Source organism: Xanthomonas fragariae (assembly GCF_017603965.1).
Taxonomy (GTDB): Bacteria; Pseudomonadota; Gammaproteobacteria; order Xanthomonadales; family Xanthomonadaceae; genus Xanthomonas; species Xanthomonas fragariae_A.
On record NZ_CP071955.1, the window covers coordinates 3,168,237 to 3,184,688 of the forward strand.

Genomic DNA, 16,452 nt, shown 5'->3' on the forward strand with positions numbered 1-16,452 from the left:
TGGCGGGGTCGCAGCTTAGGCCGCGGCCTGCCGGAATTCAGGAGTGCGCGACAGCAACGCCAGGGAAAACACACCCCAGTCCTGCGTCTCGTTGCGGAAGGCACGGTCGATGAAGTGGGCGTAGCGCCCTTGCGCCAACTCGCCGGGTTCAACCGCCTGGACCTGCTCAAAACTGCGCTGACCGTACAGCTCATCGATGGTCAGAGCGACGTCGCCGCCGCTCTGCCGCATGATCAGCACACGCTGGCCTTCCTGCAGCAACGTACGCCGGCCCTCCAGGAACTGCTTCAGATCGATCACCGGGAACAGATTGCCGCGCAGGTTGCCCACGCCCAGCAGCCAGGGCTGTGCGCCCGGCACTGGCGTGACCGGCGGCATCGGCACGATTTCCGCAACTTCGCGGAAATCAGACACCAATCGCCGGGTACCGACGCGATAACCGACGCCACGCCAGATATCGGCCGAGAACTGGCGTTCCGGCAGCGGCGTGGCGTGCGCAAGACTGCGACGCTCATAATCTTCAAGAATATCGAATGGAGAACGCATCAACGCACCAGTTGTTTGATGCGGGCGATCAGATCGTCTTCGCGCGGCGGCTTGACGATGTAGTCGCTGGCACCTTGTCGCAAACCCCAGGCCCTGTCGGTTTCCATGCCCTTGCTGCTGACCAGCAGCACGGGGATGCCCTTCGTAGCCTGGTCGCGTGCGAGTGCACGCGTTGCCTGGAAGCCACTCATGCCGGGCAACACCACGTCCATCAGCACCAAATCGGGCGTCTGGCTGCGAACCAGCTCAAGTCCCTCTTCGGCATTGTCGGTGGCGACGACCGTATGGCCTGCTTTTTCCAGCCATTGACTGAAGACTGCCCGGTCGGTAGGCGAGTCCTCGATCAATATAATTCGAGCCATATTGCCTTTCCCTCTGGTCAGGCGTGGACGTACGTGCGAATCACGCTCAGTAGTTCTTCACGGGTGAATGGCTTGGTCAGATATTGCTCGGAGCCGACGATGCGGCCGCGTGCCTTGTCGAACAATCCATCCTTTGACGACAACATGATCACCGGCGTCGACTTGAAGAGCTGATTGCCCTTGATCAACGCGCAGGTCTGGTACCCATCCAAACGCGGCATCATGATGTCGACAAAAATGATCTGAGGGTGCCGGTCCGCAATTTTGGCCAGTGCCTCGAAACCATCCGTCGCTGTCACTACTTCACATCCTTCTCGCTTGAGCAGCGTTTCGGCGGTGCGGCGAATGGTTTTCGAATCATCGATCACCATCACCTTCAGTCCTGCGAGTTCCCTACCCGCAGCAATGTTTTCACTCATGCGAATATCCCCGGGCGCGCGACGCGTCACCCCTTCGACGTCGCTACCAAACTGCATCTATATCCCAAGATCCGCATTGACTGTCAAGGGCGCATTGCCGGGCCCCCGCCAGGCGGACGTTGCGACCGCGTCTGACTGCATCCCGCCCGGCAAGTCGCGCACTGCGACCCGCCGGGCGCCCCGTCACCCACCGCTTGAAGTTACCATCGGCAACTTGTTCGAAAGGGTTAGCCCAATGTCGCTCGACGTCGTTGTGGTGATGGATCCCATCGCCTCCATCAAGATCGCCAAAGACACCACCTTCGCCATGCTGCTGGAAGCCCAGCGCCGAGGCCACCATTTGCATTACGTACGTCCCGGCGGGCTCGGCTTGCGCGAAGGATGCGCGGTGGCGCAGGTCGCGCCATTGACAGTGCGCGAGGACAAGACCAGCTGGTGCACGCTGGGCGAGTTTACCGAGCTGGCGTTCGGACACGGCCAGGTGGTGCTGATGCGCAAGGACCCGCCAGTGGATGCGGAGTTCGTCTACGACACCCAGATACTCAGCGTCGCGCAGCGTGCCGGCGCGCAGGTGGTCAACGACCCGCAGGGTCTGCGCGATTACAACGAGAAGCTGGCTGCGTTGCTGTTCCCGCAATGCTGCCCGCCGACGCTGGTCAGCCGCGATGCTGCCGCGTTGAAAGCCTTCGTACTGGAACAGGGACAGGCGGTGCTCAAGCCGCTGGACGGCATGGGCGGGCGCTCGATCTTCCGCAGCGGCACCGGCGACCCCAACCTCAACGTGATCCTGGAAACGCTGACCGACGGCAGTCGCAAGCTGACCCTGGCGCAGCGCTTCATCCCCGACATCAGTGCCGGCGACAAACGCATCCTGCTGGTGGATGGCGTTCCGGTGGACTACTGCCTGGCACGGATTCCGCAGGGCGATGAATTTCGCGGCAACCTAGCTGCCGGCGGACGTGGCGAAGGCCGGCCATTGTCCGAACGCGACCGTTGGATCGCTGCGCAAGTCGGCCCGGAAATGCGCCGACGCGGCATGCGTTTTGTCGGCCTGGATGTGATCGGTGATTACCTGACCGAAGTCAACGTGACCAGCCCCACCTGCGTGCGCGAGCTGGATGCGCAGTTCGGTTTGAATATAGCCGGGCTGCTGTTGGACGCGATCGAGGCCGGCGCTGCGCAATGACGGTGGTCGCGGCGCTGCCAGTTGCCATGGACGACCGCCGGCGGCTGACCGCCATGCTGGTGATCTCGCTGCTGCTGCACGGCGCGCTGATTCTGGGCGTCGGTTTTGCGGTCAACGAAGACGCGCCGTTGGTGCCGACGCTGGATGTGATCTTCAGCCAGACCAGCACCCCGCTGACGCCCAAGCAGGCAGACTTTCTGGCCCAGGCCAATCAGCAAGGCGGCGGCGATCACGACACCGCGCATCACCCGCGCGACAGTCAACCCGGCGTGGTGCCGCTGAACCGTACAGGCCTGGCGCCGCGAGCGCAGCGCGCGACCAGCGTGCAGGCATCGGAGCCCACGCAGGCTCGCGTGGTAAGCAGTCGTCGCGGCGAGCAAAGCGTGCCGACACCGCAACCGAATCCGCAGACCGGCCCGCTCTCGCCCAACAATGCGCAACGCGCTGCGGAAATGGCCCGGCTTGCGGCGGAAGTGCATCTGCGCTCGGAGCAATACGCCAAGCGCCCGAACCGCAAGTTCGTCTCAGCCAGCACGCGCGAATACGCGTATGCCAACTATCTGCGTGCCTGGGTGGATCGCGCCGAGCGCGTCGGCAATCTCAATTACCCGGATGAAGCGCGTCGCCGCCGGCTCGGCGGCGAGGTGGTGATCAGCGTAGGCGTGCGCCGCGATGGCAGTGTGGAAAACAGCAGCGTGCTAGTCTCCAGCGGCACCCCAACCCTGGATGCGGCAGCGCTGCGCGTGGTGCAGCTGGCACAGCCGTTCCCGCCGCTGCCCAAGACCAAGGACGACGTGGATATTCTGCAGGTCACACGTACCTGGCTGTTCTTGCCCGGTGGCGAGCTGCGCGACGATCGTTGAGGTTGGTGTTCGATCGATGTGCGTCTAGCGGCCTGCGGCATTTAGAGCGGCTCACAAACCGTAGCGAGCAGTCGTCAGGTGGGTGCGGACGGCGCTCAGGAACCGGAGCGTACGCGTGGTGCATGCCGATTCCGAGCACCGGCCGCGCCCGCCTGGCGCTGAGCGCAGTCGTTTTGTGAGCCGCTCTTGATTGCGCAAGCCGGCGACGAATCACTGCAGCATCCGCGCCGACTGATGTCCACAACACACCATGCCACTATGGTGCAACGCCGGTCGCCTTCGCTGCGCGTGCGGCCTGTTGTTCGGCCAGGGTCAGTGCAACGTTGTTGCGCAGATAGGCCGGTTCGACCCGCTCCGGCGCCACGCCTTCCCCGCGCAACAGCGCTGGCACCGCGAGTGTAAGTAGATCGGCCGCATGCGGCAGCGCGGCTGCGTCGACGCTGCTCAGCTGCCTTGCAAACTGCTGTTGCAGGAGTGCATCGGCAGCGGCCAATCCGGTGCCGACACCGGCGAAGCGCTGCGCGGCATCGGGCGGGACGAACGCGTCCGGCGCGCATACGACTTCCGGCCCTGATTCCCGCAACCACTCGCCGCGGCGTTCGAAGACACCGGCATACACCTCACCCATGCGCGCATCGATGCAGGCCAGTACGTGCGTCGCATCGTCAGGCGCGCGCAATGCCAGCACCTGCAGGGTGGAGACCGCCAGCACCGGCAGGTCCAGGCCCAGCGCAATGCCTTGCGCGATGCCGATCCCCAGACGCACGCCGGTAAAGGCGCCTGGGCCACGACCGACGGCAATCGCATCGAGCTGGCGGCGTGCGATGCCTGCATCGGCCAGTAGCTGTTCTGCCCACGGCAGTGCCAGTTCGGCATGACGGCGCGGCGCCAGTTCGAAGTGCTCGATCACGCGACCATCCACGTGCAGCGCAACGGAACAGGCTTCGGTGGAGGTCTCGAACGCAAGGACTTTCACTGGAGAGCCGGGCCCCGGAACCCGGGGCCGGAGACTCGGAAAGGCGCAAGGCGTGAAATCGTGAAGATGAGCAGTTTCATGGGGAACCAGAACCCGAAAGTGACGAAAATTTTAATGCATTGGCTCGGCGCGCTGGAGCGCTGACCACTGCGCGCGCCCGATACCGCGACAACACGCTGACCAACGCTTACTCCGGTCCTGGGTTCTGGGTCTGCGGTCCTGGGCTCTGCGTACTAGGACCAAAAAACGCACGCACCTCGCCGATCTCGCGGGTACGCGCAAATGGCGGCAGCGAGTTCATGAAGGTACGGCCATAGCCTTTATTCACCAACCGCGGATCGCACAGCACCAGCACGCCGCGATCGTTCTCGCTGCGGATCAACCGGCCCACGCCCTGTTTGAGTGCGATCACTGCCTGCGGCAATTGTTCGTCGCGGAACGGATTGCCGCCCTCGCGGCGAATCGCATCCAGGCGTGCTTCAAACACCGGGTCGTCGGGGGCGGCAAACGGCAATTTGTCGATCACCACCACGCTCAAGGCATCGCCGACCACGTCCACACCCTCGCGGAAGCTGGCCGAGCCCAGCAGTACGCCGTTGCCGGAATCGCGAAAGCGTTGCAGCAAGCTCGCGCGCGGCGCTTGGCCCTGCACGAACAAGGGCCACCGCGCGCCACGCAACGCTTCGGCGGCTTCGCGCAGCGCGCGGTGCGAGGCAAACAGCAAAAACGCTCGGCCGTTAGAGGCCTCCAGCACCGGCGTCAATACCGCGATCAACGCCGTGCCGAAGCCGCGCGCTGCCGGATCCGGCAGATTCGGCGGCAGATAGCACAAAGCTTGACGCGCCCAATCGAAGGGGCTGGGTTGCAGCAACGTCACCGGATCGGTCAAACCCAGGCGCAGCGCAATGTGATCGAACTCGCCACCTACCGCCAACGTGGCCGAGGTGAACACCCACGCCGCCTGCGATTTTTCGCGATGCTCGCGTAGCGGGCCGGACACATCCAGTGGCGTGCGCTGGCAGCGGAATCCGCGCGGACTGAGCTCGTACCAGAGCACATCGTTCTCCACGACGGTATCCGGCAACTCCTGCTCGAAATCCAGCACCGGCGCGTCTTCGCCCAGCCAACGCGACAAGCGCGCCAGCGCTTCTTGCGCGCGTGCAGTGCAGCCATCGAAACCCGGCGAAGTCTCGCGCAACGGCAGCAAGGCTTCGCCCAACCGCGCCAGCGACGACAGCACCGCATCGAAACCTTCGCGCACCTGCGGCTTGGCCAGCGCACGCCACTGCGTGCCGCGTGGCGGCAGGCCTTCCATACCGGCGCGCAGGCCACGCAAGGCTTCGTCCAACGCCAGGATCGGTTCCTGCAAACTGGCTTGCGCACCGGCGACCGAGCGCGCTTCGACCATGCAGTCGCGCGCCAGTTCCTGCCACGGGCGCATGCCGAAACTTTCGCCGAAGAAATTGGCCGCCAGTTCCGGCAGCTGATGCGCTTCGTCGATAACGAAGGCCTGTGCGCCGGGCAGGATCTCGCCGAAGCCTTCCTGCTTGAGGGCCAGGTCGGCCAGCAGCAGATGATGATTGACCACCACCAGGTCGGCAGCCTGCGCGCGCTGACGCGCCTGCACCACGAAGCATTCGCTGTAGAACGGGCATTCGGTGCCCAGGCAATTGTCGATAGTAGAGGTCACCAGCGGCAGCAACGGCGAATCGTCCGGCAAAGCGTCCATCTCGGCCATGTCGCCGAACTGGGTGCGCCCGCTCCAGGCCACGATGCGCTGGAACTGCGAGACTTGTTCGGGCGTTGCAAACCGCGGCTCGCCGCGCGCCTGCTGGGTGCGGTATTTGCACAGGTAATTCGCGCGCCCCTTCAGCAACGCGCTGCGCAGGCCAACGCCCAAAGCGGCGCGCACACGCGGCAAATCGCGGTGGAACAGCTGATCCTGCAGCGCGCGCGTGCCGGTCGAGACAATGGTCTTGAGTCCGGACAGCAGCGCCGGCACCAGATAGGCGTAAGTCTTGCCGGTCCCAGTGCCGGCCTCGGCCAACAGCACATCGCGCTGCTCGAACGCCTCGGCGATGGCGCCGGTCAGGCGCAACTGCGCGGCACGCGGCGCAAACGCATCGAGCTGACGCGCAAGCGCCCCGCCCTCGCTGAGCGCCTCGATGCTGGCATTGGCAAGTTGGGACATGAGACCAAACGAAAAGCGGACAGGAAGCGCGACAGCCTAGCGCGTACGCAGTGATGCTGGCTTGGTTGCGCCTGGCCGGTGGCTGGACGCAGCCGGGACCGGAAGTATCCGCCTGCCCACCGCAGCGCTAAACGACGCCACGGTGCTGCCATCGGCGAGCGCGCACCTCTGGAACGACGCACACCGCGTGGAGTGCTCAATACCGCTTCACACTAGGCACCGTGCAGCCGGCGATCTGCACCTTGGCCGAGGCGGCGTTTTCTTTCTCGCCCCGCGCGAGCCTGGACTGTTCGATGGTGGCCCAATGACGACGACACAGGGGCCCGGTCTTAGACCCCAGTTCGATTGCCTGCTTGGCGAATCGCTCGGCGGCCGGCCAATCGGCCTGCAGCACCGCCACTTCGGCGCGTTCCTGCAGGATCGCCGGGTCGCCGGACACCAGGCCCAGCGCCTGATCCAACGCCGCCGCCGCGCCGGGCAGATCGCCGGCCCGGCGCTTGGACCTGGCAGTCTCGCGCAGATCGTCGACCTGCGGGTCGCGCAGCGGCTGCACCGACAGCTCGGTGTCGTCGACCCCGGCCTCGCGTTCGATCAGCAACCACCGTTGGGTAGGCGTAGTCGGGTCCACCGGGGGCGGCGGCGGCGGCGCAGGTGGCGCGCTGACACACCCGGTAAGTGCGGCAAACACGCCGACGAGGACAAGCAAACGGTGCAATCGTGGCATGGGGTCACTCCAATCAATGCGCAGGTGGAGACGTGGCAGGCGCCGGTGCGGGTGCTTCGGGCTTTTTTTCCAGACCGAAGAAACGGCGCCAGCCACCTCCACTGGATTGCTCGGCAGGTGCCGCAAGATCGCCGGGCGGGGCTTCGATCGACGGTGCATTGCCGGCACACGGAGCATAGGCCGGCGTGAAGCCGACCACGAACGGGAATTGGCGCGCGCCCGGGCAACCGGCATCGGTCACGCCTGTACCGGACGCGTCCACCCACTGCCAGTCCAGGCCCTTGCCGCTGACCTTCAACGGCGCGCTCGGCAGGCGCGCGAAAATGCTCGACCACACCCGCATCGCGCCGGTGGCGCCGTACAGACCGGTCTGCTCGTTCTGATCGTTGCCCATCCAGATTACCGCCAGGTGGTCGCCGGTGTAGCCGGCATACCAACTGTCGCGGCCATCGTTGGAGGTGCCGGTCTTGCCGGCCGGCGCCAGACGGCCAAATCCATCGTCCAGCAACTGCCGCGCGGTACCGCCGCTGACCACCTGCTGCAAGGCGATGCTGATCAGGTTGGCGGCCACCGAATCGCCCTCCTGCGCTGGGGCCGGGGTCTTGTCGTAGCGCTTGAGCAGCTTGCCTTGCGGGTCAAGCACGCCGCGCACCGCATGCAGCGGCTGGATTTCGCCGCCGGCGGCTAGGAATTGGTAGAGCTGCGCCATGCCATACGGGCTCTGGTCGGTCGCGCCCAGGATCAGCGACGGATTGGTGTCGGCCTTGATACCGGCGAGCACCTGGATCAGTTGTGCGATGCGCTCCGGGCCGACCTGCAGGCCCACGCGCACCGTGGCCTGGTTGTAGGAATGCGCCAACGCATCGATCAGCCGTACCGTGCCATGACTGCGGTTGTCGGAATTGCCCGGCGACCAAGTCTTGCCGCGACTGAGCTGCACCGCGACCGGCGAATCGTCGACCCAACTGGACAAGGCCCAGCGATCCGGCGACGCCAGCGCCAGCAGATATACGAACGGTTTGAGCAACGAGCCGACCTGCCGCTGCGCTTCCACCGCGCGATTGAAGCCTGGCTTGGCGACATCGCGGCTACCGACCACCGCCAACACATCACCGTTATGCACGTCGGTCAGCACCAGACCGGCTTGCAGCGGCGGACGCTTCTTGTTTTCCAGCCGCTTGATGGCGCCGGTCACTGCGCCTTCGGCATAGGCCTGCGCAGACGGCGACATGCCGGTCAGCACGCTCATGCCAGCACCTTGCAGCACGCCTTCCGGGTAATCGTGCGCCAGTTGCCGCCGCACCAGATCCACATAGGCCGGGAAGCGATTGGCCGCAACCAACCCGGGCTCGGTGGGTACGCCCAACGGCGCGGCCAGCGCGCGCTTGTATTCGGCGACATCGATGAGGTTGTTTTCATGCAGTTTGCCGAGCACGAAATTGCGCCGATCCAGCGCGCGTTCCGGGTTGCGTCGCGGGTCGTAGTAGGACGGCCCCTTGACCAGCCCGATCAGCAACGCGATCTGCTCGGTTGTCATCGAATTGAGCTCGCGACCGAACCACAGCTCGGCGCCCGAGGACACGCCATGGATCGCCTGCCCGCCGCGTTGGCCAAGATAGACCTGGTTGAGGTAGGCCTCCAGGATGGTGCGCTTGTCGTAGCGCGCCTCCATGATCACCGCATACAAAATTTCGTTGAACTTGCGGGTGAACGTCTGTTCCTTGCCGATGCCGAGCAGGCCGCTGCGTGCCAGCTGCTGGGTCAGCGTGCTGGCACCCTGACGCACATGGCCGCCGGAGCGCGCCATGATCCAGGCTGCGCGCACCATGCCGCTGAGATCGATGCCGTGGTGGCTGTTGAAGTCGCGGTCTTCGACCGCCTGCAGACCGGTGACCAGCAGCTCGGGCACTTCCTCCATGCGCACCAGGCGGCGTTCTTCCTGCTTCTGTCCGTACAAGGTGGCGATGCGCGCCGGGTCCAGACGCGCGCTGTTGAGCGCCTGGCGATCGCCGGCATCGCGCAGGCTGGCGATACGCCCACCGGACACGCTGACCTCGACACGTTGCGCAGGCACGCGCCCGTCCACGTCGCTGTAGCCGCGGCTGGCGATGGTGAAACGGCTGCCATCCTGCTGATAGGTACCGGGCAGCTTGGCTTGACCATCGTCGCGGTACGAGGCCGCGTCCAATTCGGTCTTCAAGGTGGCCGCATCCAGCGCATTGCCCGGCACCAGCACCAATGGCCGCCCGTAGACGCGGGTCGGGATCTGCCAACGCAGCTCGCCGAAGCGCTGGGTGACCTGCTTGTTCAGATACACCGTGTAGGGAATCAGGAAACCGAGCGCAAGCGCAATCGCGGCCACACCCCAGACGATCAGTCTGCGTTGCCAGCGGGAGCCTTGCTCGTTGGTGTCGTCCTCGAAATCGTCGGGAGCGTCGTGGTCGTGGCGTCGGGGCACAGGGATGCGAGAATGTAGAGTCCGGCGAGTCTAGCGCAGCGCCGTCATGGCTGTGACCCACCGGGGCCTTAGGACTTAAGAGCGGCTAACGAAACTAGCGGGCTCATCGTCGGTGGGCGCGGCCAGTGTTCGGAATCAGCATGCACCACTCGTACACTGCGGTTCCGGGCGCACCGTCTGCGCATCCGACGACGAGGCGTTACGGTTCACTGCCACGCCACGCTGGAGTTCCAACGCAATGTCGATGTCTTTGGCCGATGCACGCTATCTGTTCAATCGCGTTCTCGGTCTGATCCACCGCAGTGTGGCCAGCATGCGCACACGCGGCTGGCGCGCCACCTGGCAGCGCATTCGCGTGCATACGCAGGCACCGCCGGTGGCGCTCGGCACGCCGCTGTGGTTGCCGGAGGCGGCGCCGTTTGCCGCGTTCGCGGTTCCGCACAGCGACGCCCCGCGCGTGACGCTGGTGATTCCGGTCTACAACCACATCGCGCACACGCTGGCGTGCCTGCGCGCACTGGCGGCACATCCGCCGCTGCTGGAGGTGGAGATCATCGTCGTGGACGACGGCAGCAGCGATGCCACGCAGGCGCAGCTACCGCAGGTGCAAGGGCTGCACTACCACCGGCGCGCCAGCAATGGCGGCTTTATCGCCGCCTGCAACGACGGCATCGCACTGGCACGCGGCGACTACGTGGTGCTGCTCAACAACGACACCATCCCGCAACCCGGCTGGCTGGATCGGCTGATCGACACATTTGCCCAGCACCCCGTCGCCGGACTGGTCGGCGCGCAACTGGTGTACCCGGATGGACGCCTGCAGGAATCCGGCGGCGTGGTGTTCGCCGACGGCAGCGCCTGGAGTTACGGTCGCTTTGAATCGACCGACGACCCGCGCTATGCCCATGTGCGTGCGATGGACTACTGCTCGGGCGCGGCGATCGCGCTGCCACGCGCGCTGTTGCAGACGCTGGGCGGGCTGGATCGCCGCTACATGCCTGCCTACTACGAAGACACCGATCTGGCGTTTGCGGTGCGTGCCGCCGGCTACCGGGTGCTGGTGCAACCGGCCAGCGTGGTGGTGCATGACGAGGGCACCAGCAATGGCACCGACACCCGCACCGGGGTGAAGGCGTATCAGGTGCGCAACCAAGGCGTGTTCGCCGACAAGTGGCAGCAGGCGCTGGCAACGCAGCTGCCGGTCGGCACGGTCCCCGAACCTGCGCTGCTGCATCGTGGCCAACGCCAGGTGCTGATCCTGGACGAATGCGTGCCGCAACCCGATCGCGACTCGGGCTCGTTGCGGCAGTTCAATCTGATCCGCCTGCTGCGCCAAGAAGGCGCGCATGTGGTGTTCGTGCCGACCCGCCGCGAACACGCCGGACGGCACACACAGGCGCTGCAGCAACTAGGCGTGGAGGTCTGGTACGCGCCGTTCCTGGACGGCATCGGCAGCTGGTTGCGCACGCACGGCCCGCGCTTTGCGGTGGCGCTGCTGGTGCGTCACCACGTAGCGCATGCCTGCCTGCCATTGCTGAAACAGTACGCCCCACAGGCGCGCACCTTGTTCGATACCGTTGATTTGCACTACGTGCGCGAACGCCGCGGCGCCGAGTTGGCCGGCGATGCCAACCTACTGCGTGCGGCGCAGCGCACTCGCCTGCGCGAACTGGAGATCATGGCCGCCACCGACGTCACCGTGCTGGTATCGGCAGCCGAACAGGCGCAACTGCGTCAGGACGCGCCACACATCCGCACCGCCCTGCTGTCCAACCTGCATGAGGTGGCCGGCAGCGGCCACAGCTTCGAGCAACGCCGCGATCTGGTGTTCGTCGGTGGCTTCCGGCATCCGCCCAATGTGGATGCGGTGCAGTGGTTCATCAGCGCGATCTTCCCGCAGGTGCGTGCGCAATTGCCTGAAGTGGTCTTCCATTGCATCGGCGCGGACATGCCGGAGGCGCTGACACTGCTGGCCGACGAATGCCCCGGCGTGCAACTGCACGGGCACGTGCCGGACCTGGTGCCGTACATGCACAGCGCGCGGATTGCGGTAGCGCCGCTGCGCTTCGGCGCCGGTGTGAAAGGCAAGATCAATCTGAGCATGGCGCACGGGCAGCCTGTGGTCGGCACCACCTGCGCGGTGGAAGGCATGCATTTGCGCGATGGCGAAGATGTCTGCGTGGCCGATGACGCCGATGCGTTCGCCGAGGCGATCGTGCGCCTGTATCGCGATGCGGCACTGTGGCAACGCCTGGCCGACAACGGGCTGCATAACGTGGCCCGGCATTTTTCGCTGGATGCGGCGCGTGGCACGGTGCGCGCGCTGTTTATCGCGGAGTGAGTGTGCGCCGGGTGCTCAGGGATGGCGCTGTGGGTAGCGCCGCCGAAGACAGCCGCTGCGTCAACGCTGCTTGGTCACGGCCTTGACCCGACGCGTGAACTCGGCCAGTTCCGGCAGCCCCGGATCCAGCTGGTGCGCCTCGTCCTGCGCGCGTCGTGCAAAGGCGGCGTCCTCCTGTCCCAGGCGTTCGCTGCCCACCGCAACCCAGCGTTGCGCAAGCCGTCGACGCGCGCCGGCCAGTGCATCGCCGTTGGGCGTCAGCGCCTGCCAGGCATCCAGACAGCCACGCGCGGCACGCAGGCGGTTGTTGCGCAGCTCGTCCTCGAAGCAGCGCTGACTGGCCGGCACCACGCGTGAGGCAGCCTGTAGCACGCGCGGATCGCGCGGTGCCAGCGCCTGTGCTGCACGCACCGCGTCATAAGCGCTGGCGCCAGGCGGAGTCATCCATTGCTGGCGCGTTTGCGCATCGGCCACACGTTGCAGCAGCGCACGCAGACGGCGCTCACGGGCGCCGCGCGACAGGCCGGTTTCGACGCTGCGCTCGGCATCGCGCGCACGCGCAATCGCCTGCTCGGCCTGCGCGATCGACGCAGCGTCCGGCACCAGGGTCCGTGCCTCCTGCAGCGATTGCAGTGCAGCATCGAAATGGAAATCTGCCGCCTGGCGCCTAGCCTGCGCGGCATATTCGCTTGCCACCTGCTGACGCCCGCGCTGGGCGCTTGCATCGTCCGGTTCGGCCGCCAGCACGGCAGTGAAATCGCGCGCGGCCGGCGCCAACCGACCGCGTCGCAGCAAGGCCTGCGCACGTTGCCGGCGTTGTTCCAGCACGCGGTGGTAATGGCCTTCGGTCCGCGGCAGATCGACATGCCCGGCGTCGTAGCGCCTGGCTGCAGCCAGCAGCGCCGCCGCCTCGCCAAGTGCATCGCGCGCCAACGCGTGGCGTGCCTGCGCCAGTAGATCGGTCAACGCATCCTCGCGCCCTTCCAGTGCATCGGTCCGGTCCGGCGCCAGGGTCAGGATGCGTTGATACAACGGCAGTGCGCTGTCCGGCGTGCCATCCAGGCGGCCTTGTTGTTGCGAGACCATCGCTTGCGCTAACAAGGCGTCCAATCCGGCGCGACGCGCCTGTAACTCACGCAAGCGCACTGCAACCGGAGCGATCTGCATCTGCGGCACCTCCACTGTGTTGGCCAACGCCAGCGCGCGTTGCGCGCCGGCTGCGTCACCAGCGGCGATCGCTGCACGTGCCTGCACTATCGCAGCGGCGCCGGTACGCGCCAATCCGGCACGCGCTTCGCTGCGGTCGCTGTCCAAGGCAAGCGCAGCGGTAAACAGTTCGCGTGCGCCACTGCCATCGGCGCCACTGAGCTGGCCGCGCGACAAAGCCGCATCGCCACGCTGCAGCAGTTGCTGGATGCGCGTGTCCGGCCATACCCAGTCGGCCAGCGGCTTACGCAGGACGATGACAGTCAACACTAGGCATGAGGACAGCACCAACACCGCGCGCCAGAGTAAACGGCTGTGCAATGGCGCACGGGGGCGGCGCGGCGATCTGGCCCAGCGCGGAAGCGGGAACATGCGGTGGCGTGCATCCTTGGCGCGACCTGACGGGGGACGCGTTTACCGCATTATGGTAGCCGTCCTTACTGCAAAGGCGAGGTGCGTTTTTGGGATTTGGGATTGGTCAGGCAGGCACAAGCACACTCCTGATGTGGCGCTGTCTTCCGACTGACCCGGTGCTGCCAGGACGCGGCCTGCGCTCAGCCTAGCCGCCGCACCTCGTTGACGCCGGGCAATGCATCCAGCTTGCCAAGCAGGCCGGACAATTGATCGAAATCGCTGACCTTCAGCCGCAACCGCAGCTGCGCTCTGCCGGTGTCGCGCACGTTGTCGCTGTTGATTTCCAGCACGTGCGCATCCTCCTGTGCAATCAGGTTGGTGATGTCCTTGAGCAACCAGCGGCGGTCGACCGCACGCACCTGCACATCCACCTCGTACCCGCTGCCAGCCTGGCCCCACTCCACCGGCAACACGCGCTGCGGATGGGCTGCCGCCAGACGCGACAATGCCATGCAATCGGTGCGATGCACGGTAATGCCACGGCCGCGCGTCAGATAGCCGGCGATTGGCTCGCCCGCCACCGGCTGGCAGCAGCGCGCCAGCTGCACCAGCAGATTGCCCACGCCCTGCACGGTGAACCTGGACTTGCCCAAGCCCTCGCGGCGCGCAGTGGGCCTTAGCAGGGCAGGCACTGCCGGCTGCGAGGCCGTGCGCTCGGCTTCCAACAACGCGCGGCTGATCTGGTTGGGCCCAGTGTCGCCCAGCGCCACCTGAATATATAGATCGTCCACGTTCTCGGCGTGGAATTTGCGCGCGGCCACGCTCAGGTCGGAGTGCTGCAGGCCCAGACGCTTGAGTTCGCGATCGAGCAAGTCCTTGCCGGCCTGAACGTTGCGTGCGCGGTCGAGTTTGTGGAACCACGCGCGCACCTTGTCGCGCGAGCGCCCGCTGGCCAGAAAACCGTTGGACGCCAGCAGCCAGTCGCGGCGCGGGTCGGCTTCTTTGGCGGTCATGATCTCCACGCGGTCGCCGCTGCGCAGCCGATAGGTCAGCGGCACGATGCGATCGTTCACGCGTGCGCCGCGACAGCGATGGCCCACCATGGTATGCACGTGATACGCAAAATCCAGCGGCGTGCCGCCTTGCGGCAGATCGATGACCTCGCCCTTGGGCGTGAGCGCATACACGCGGTCTTCGATCAGCTCGGCATCCAGCGCACCGGCCAGTTCACCGTGGTCGCCCTCCTGCACCTGCTCCAACAACTGGCGCATCCACAGAATCTTGCGGTCGAAAGCCTTCTCGCCGCCCTTGCCGCCCTCCTTGTATTTCCAGTGCGCGGCCACGCCGAGTTCGGCCTGGGCATGCATTTCATGGGTACGAATCTGGATTTCGATCGTGCGCCCTTCCGGGCCGACCACTGCGGTATGCAGCGAGCGATAGTCGTTGGCCTTGGGGCGAGCGATGTAATCGTCGAACTCGCTCGGCACCGGCGCCCACAGCGAGTGCACCGCCCCCAGCGCGGCGTAGCAAGCGCCCACATCGTCGACCATTACCCGCACTGCACGGATGTCGTAAAGCTGATCGAACGACAAGCGCTTTTTCTGCATCTTCCGCCAGATGCTGTAGATGTGCTTCGGTCGCCCGCTCACTTCCGCACGCAAGCCCTGCTGAGTCAGCGCAATCGACAAGGTGCGCTTGACAGCTTGCAGATAGCGCTCGCGGGCGACGCGGGTTTCGTCTACTTCGCGGGCGATGCGGCGATAGGTGTCCGGCTCCAGATGCCGGAATGCCAGGTCTTCCAGCTCCCACTTCACCTGCCAGATGCCCAGCCGGTTGGCTAGCGGCGCATGGATGTCGCGGGTCAGTTGTGCCAATGCGCGACGTTGTTCTTCGCTCAGCCGGTCGGCCACGCGCATGCGCGCCAACTGCCGCGCCAGCAGAATCGGCACCACCCGCAGGTCGTGGATGATCGACAACAGCAGCCGCCGCAGACCTTCGCTGTTGCGCCCGGCCTCGCGCCCGGCGTGCAGTGTCCAGACCTGATCGGCGGCATCCAGACCGTCCAGCAGACCCTCCACCGCCACGCGCCGCTCTGCCGGCTGCCACGGCAGGCTGGCCACCGCGCCGCGCAATACAGGCAGGTCGAACAACAGTGCCGCAATCAAGACGGCCTCGTCGGCAGCCAGCAACGCAAGCGCATCCAGCATGTCGCCGAGCAGCCCCCATGGCACGCCCTCGCCTTGCGCAGGTGGCAGCTCCTGCCACGCCTGCGCCAACGCCTCGCGCAACGCGAGGGGGATCGACGCAACGGCGGGACGCTGCAGCAGCGTATGCAGGCGGTCGAATGAAGAGATGGTCACAGCGGTAGACACGGGGGCGGGCAACATCAGTGGTCCGATGGCTACGGTAACGTGCGCGTCACCTTCTCCACAACGCGCAATTTCAGCGCAGGCACGTTCGATCAACGCCGCCGCGCTTATGCACGGTTCACCCGCCAACGCATTGATTCGCAACCGCTCTGCGTTGGTCACGCCGCCGCGCCGCGTGCAAAACGCGACGCGCCTGCAGCTTTTTACATTCTCTTTACAACTCGCCCAAACCGGCTACCTATTCTCGTCCGACGTCATCGCTGCCACCTGCTGCGGCGACGCCATCCCAACCAACCGCGAGATAACAATGAAAACCTGGAAAAAGCCTGTCGTTCGTGAAATCAATTGTGGCGCCGAAATCAACTGCTACGTTTCCGGCGAGTTTTGATCCGGCGAGTCTTGAGTTCTACTGCCGCCCCTCCTTTTTGACGCATGACCGGTTTTCGCCGGCAGATAC

The 16,452-nt window shown here is 65.6% G+C and carries 13 protein-coding genes and 1 other RNA gene; 4 read left to right on the forward strand and 10 right to left on the reverse strand.

Features of this window, described 5'->3' with window-relative positions; translation table 11 throughout:
* Nucleotides 1-15 precede the first annotated feature (15 nt).
* The 3 genes from J5I97_RS14945 to pilG are packed head-to-tail and all read right to left on the reverse strand — an operon-like array spanning nt 16 to nt 1,327.
* Entirely contained in the window at nt 16-546 is a 531-nt protein-coding gene (locus tag J5I97_RS14945) for a chemotaxis protein CheW (protein WP_208587376.1), read from the reverse strand.
* Complete coding sequence (locus tag J5I97_RS14950) at nt 546-908, reverse strand: response regulator (RefSeq protein WP_208587377.1); 363 nt, start codon at nt 906-908, stop codon at nt 546-548. The genes J5I97_RS14945 and J5I97_RS14950 overlap by 1 nt, the downstream gene beginning before the upstream one ends.
* A gap of 17 nt (nt 909-925) precedes the next feature.
* Nucleotides 926-1,327 (reverse strand): twitching motility response regulator PilG, encoded by a 402-nt coding sequence (gene pilG / locus J5I97_RS14955; protein ID WP_208591770.1) that lies wholly within the window; start codon nt 1,325-1,327, stop codon nt 926-928.
* A gap of 235 nt (nt 1,328-1,562) precedes the next feature.
* Here pilG and gshB point away from each other — a divergent pair, with 235 nt between their 5' ends.
* Together gshB and J5I97_RS14965 are read left to right on the forward strand one after the other, a co-directional pair.
* Nucleotides 1,563-2,513, forward strand: coding sequence for a glutathione synthase (gshB, locus tag J5I97_RS14960; protein ID WP_208587378.1), 951 nt, complete (start codon nt 1,563-1,565; stop codon nt 2,511-2,513).
* On the forward strand, nt 2,510-3,376 hold the full coding sequence (locus tag J5I97_RS14965) for a cell envelope integrity protein TolA (protein WP_208587379.1): 867 nt from the start codon (nt 2,510-2,512) through the stop codon (nt 3,374-3,376). Before gshB ends, J5I97_RS14965 begins: the two co-directional genes overlap by 4 nt.
* A 48-nt stretch (nt 3,377-3,424) precedes the next feature.
* Here J5I97_RS14965 and J5I97_RS14970 read toward each other — a convergent pair.
* The 5 genes from J5I97_RS14970 to mrcB form a co-directional block, all read right to left on the reverse strand.
* A non-coding RNA gene (locus J5I97_RS14970) (sX9 sRNA) lies at nt 3,425-3,500 on the reverse strand.
* Between the two features lie 132 nt (nt 3,501-3,632).
* Entirely contained in the window at nt 3,633-4,352 is a 720-nt protein-coding gene (gene tsaB, locus J5I97_RS14975; RefSeq protein WP_208587380.1) for a tRNA (adenosine(37)-N6)-threonylcarbamoyltransferase complex dimerization subunit type 1 TsaB, read from the reverse strand.
* Between the two features lie 187 nt (nt 4,353-4,539).
* Nucleotides 4,540-6,543, reverse strand: a complete 2,004-nt coding sequence (locus J5I97_RS14980; protein WP_208587382.1) for an ATP-dependent DNA helicase — start codon at nt 6,541-6,543, stop codon at nt 4,540-4,542.
* Between the two features lie 196 nt (nt 6,544-6,739).
* Nucleotides 6,740-7,267 (reverse strand): hypothetical protein, encoded by a 528-nt coding sequence (locus tag J5I97_RS14985; RefSeq protein ID WP_208587384.1) that lies wholly within the window; start codon nt 7,265-7,267, stop codon nt 6,740-6,742.
* A gap of 13 nt (nt 7,268-7,280) precedes the next feature.
* Nucleotides 7,281-9,725 (reverse strand): penicillin-binding protein 1B, encoded by a 2,445-nt coding sequence (gene mrcB / locus J5I97_RS14990; RefSeq protein WP_208587386.1) that lies wholly within the window; start codon nt 9,723-9,725, stop codon nt 7,281-7,283.
* Nucleotides 9,726-9,963: 238 nt separating this feature from the next.
* Between mrcB and J5I97_RS14995 the strand changes: the two genes are divergently transcribed.
* Nucleotides 9,964-12,066 carry a glycosyltransferase gene (locus tag J5I97_RS14995; protein ID WP_208587387.1) on the forward strand — a complete coding sequence of 701 codons (2,103 nt, stop codon included), beginning with the start codon at nt 9,964-9,966 and terminating at the stop codon, nt 12,064-12,066.
* Nucleotides 12,067-12,126: 60 nt separating this feature from the next.
* On the opposite strand, the gene J5I97_RS15000 is transcribed toward J5I97_RS14995, so the two are convergent.
* Nucleotides 12,127-13,644, reverse strand: coding sequence for a hypothetical protein (locus tag J5I97_RS15000; protein ID WP_208587388.1), 1,518 nt, complete (start codon nt 13,642-13,644; stop codon nt 12,127-12,129).
* Between the two features lie 182 nt (nt 13,645-13,826).
* Nucleotides 13,827-16,013, reverse strand: coding sequence for a RelA/SpoT family protein (locus J5I97_RS15005; RefSeq protein ID WP_208587389.1), 2,187 nt, complete (start codon nt 16,011-16,013; stop codon nt 13,827-13,829).
* Here J5I97_RS15005 and pqqA point away from each other — a divergent pair.
* A complete protein-coding gene (gene pqqA / locus J5I97_RS20100) occupies nt 15,979-16,383 on the forward strand; it encodes a pyrroloquinoline quinone precursor peptide PqqA (RefSeq protein ID WP_244241845.1) in 405 nt (134 codons plus the stop codon). The genes J5I97_RS15005 and pqqA overlap by 35 nt on opposite strands.
* The last annotated feature ends 69 nt before the right edge of the window (nt 16,384-16,452 follow it).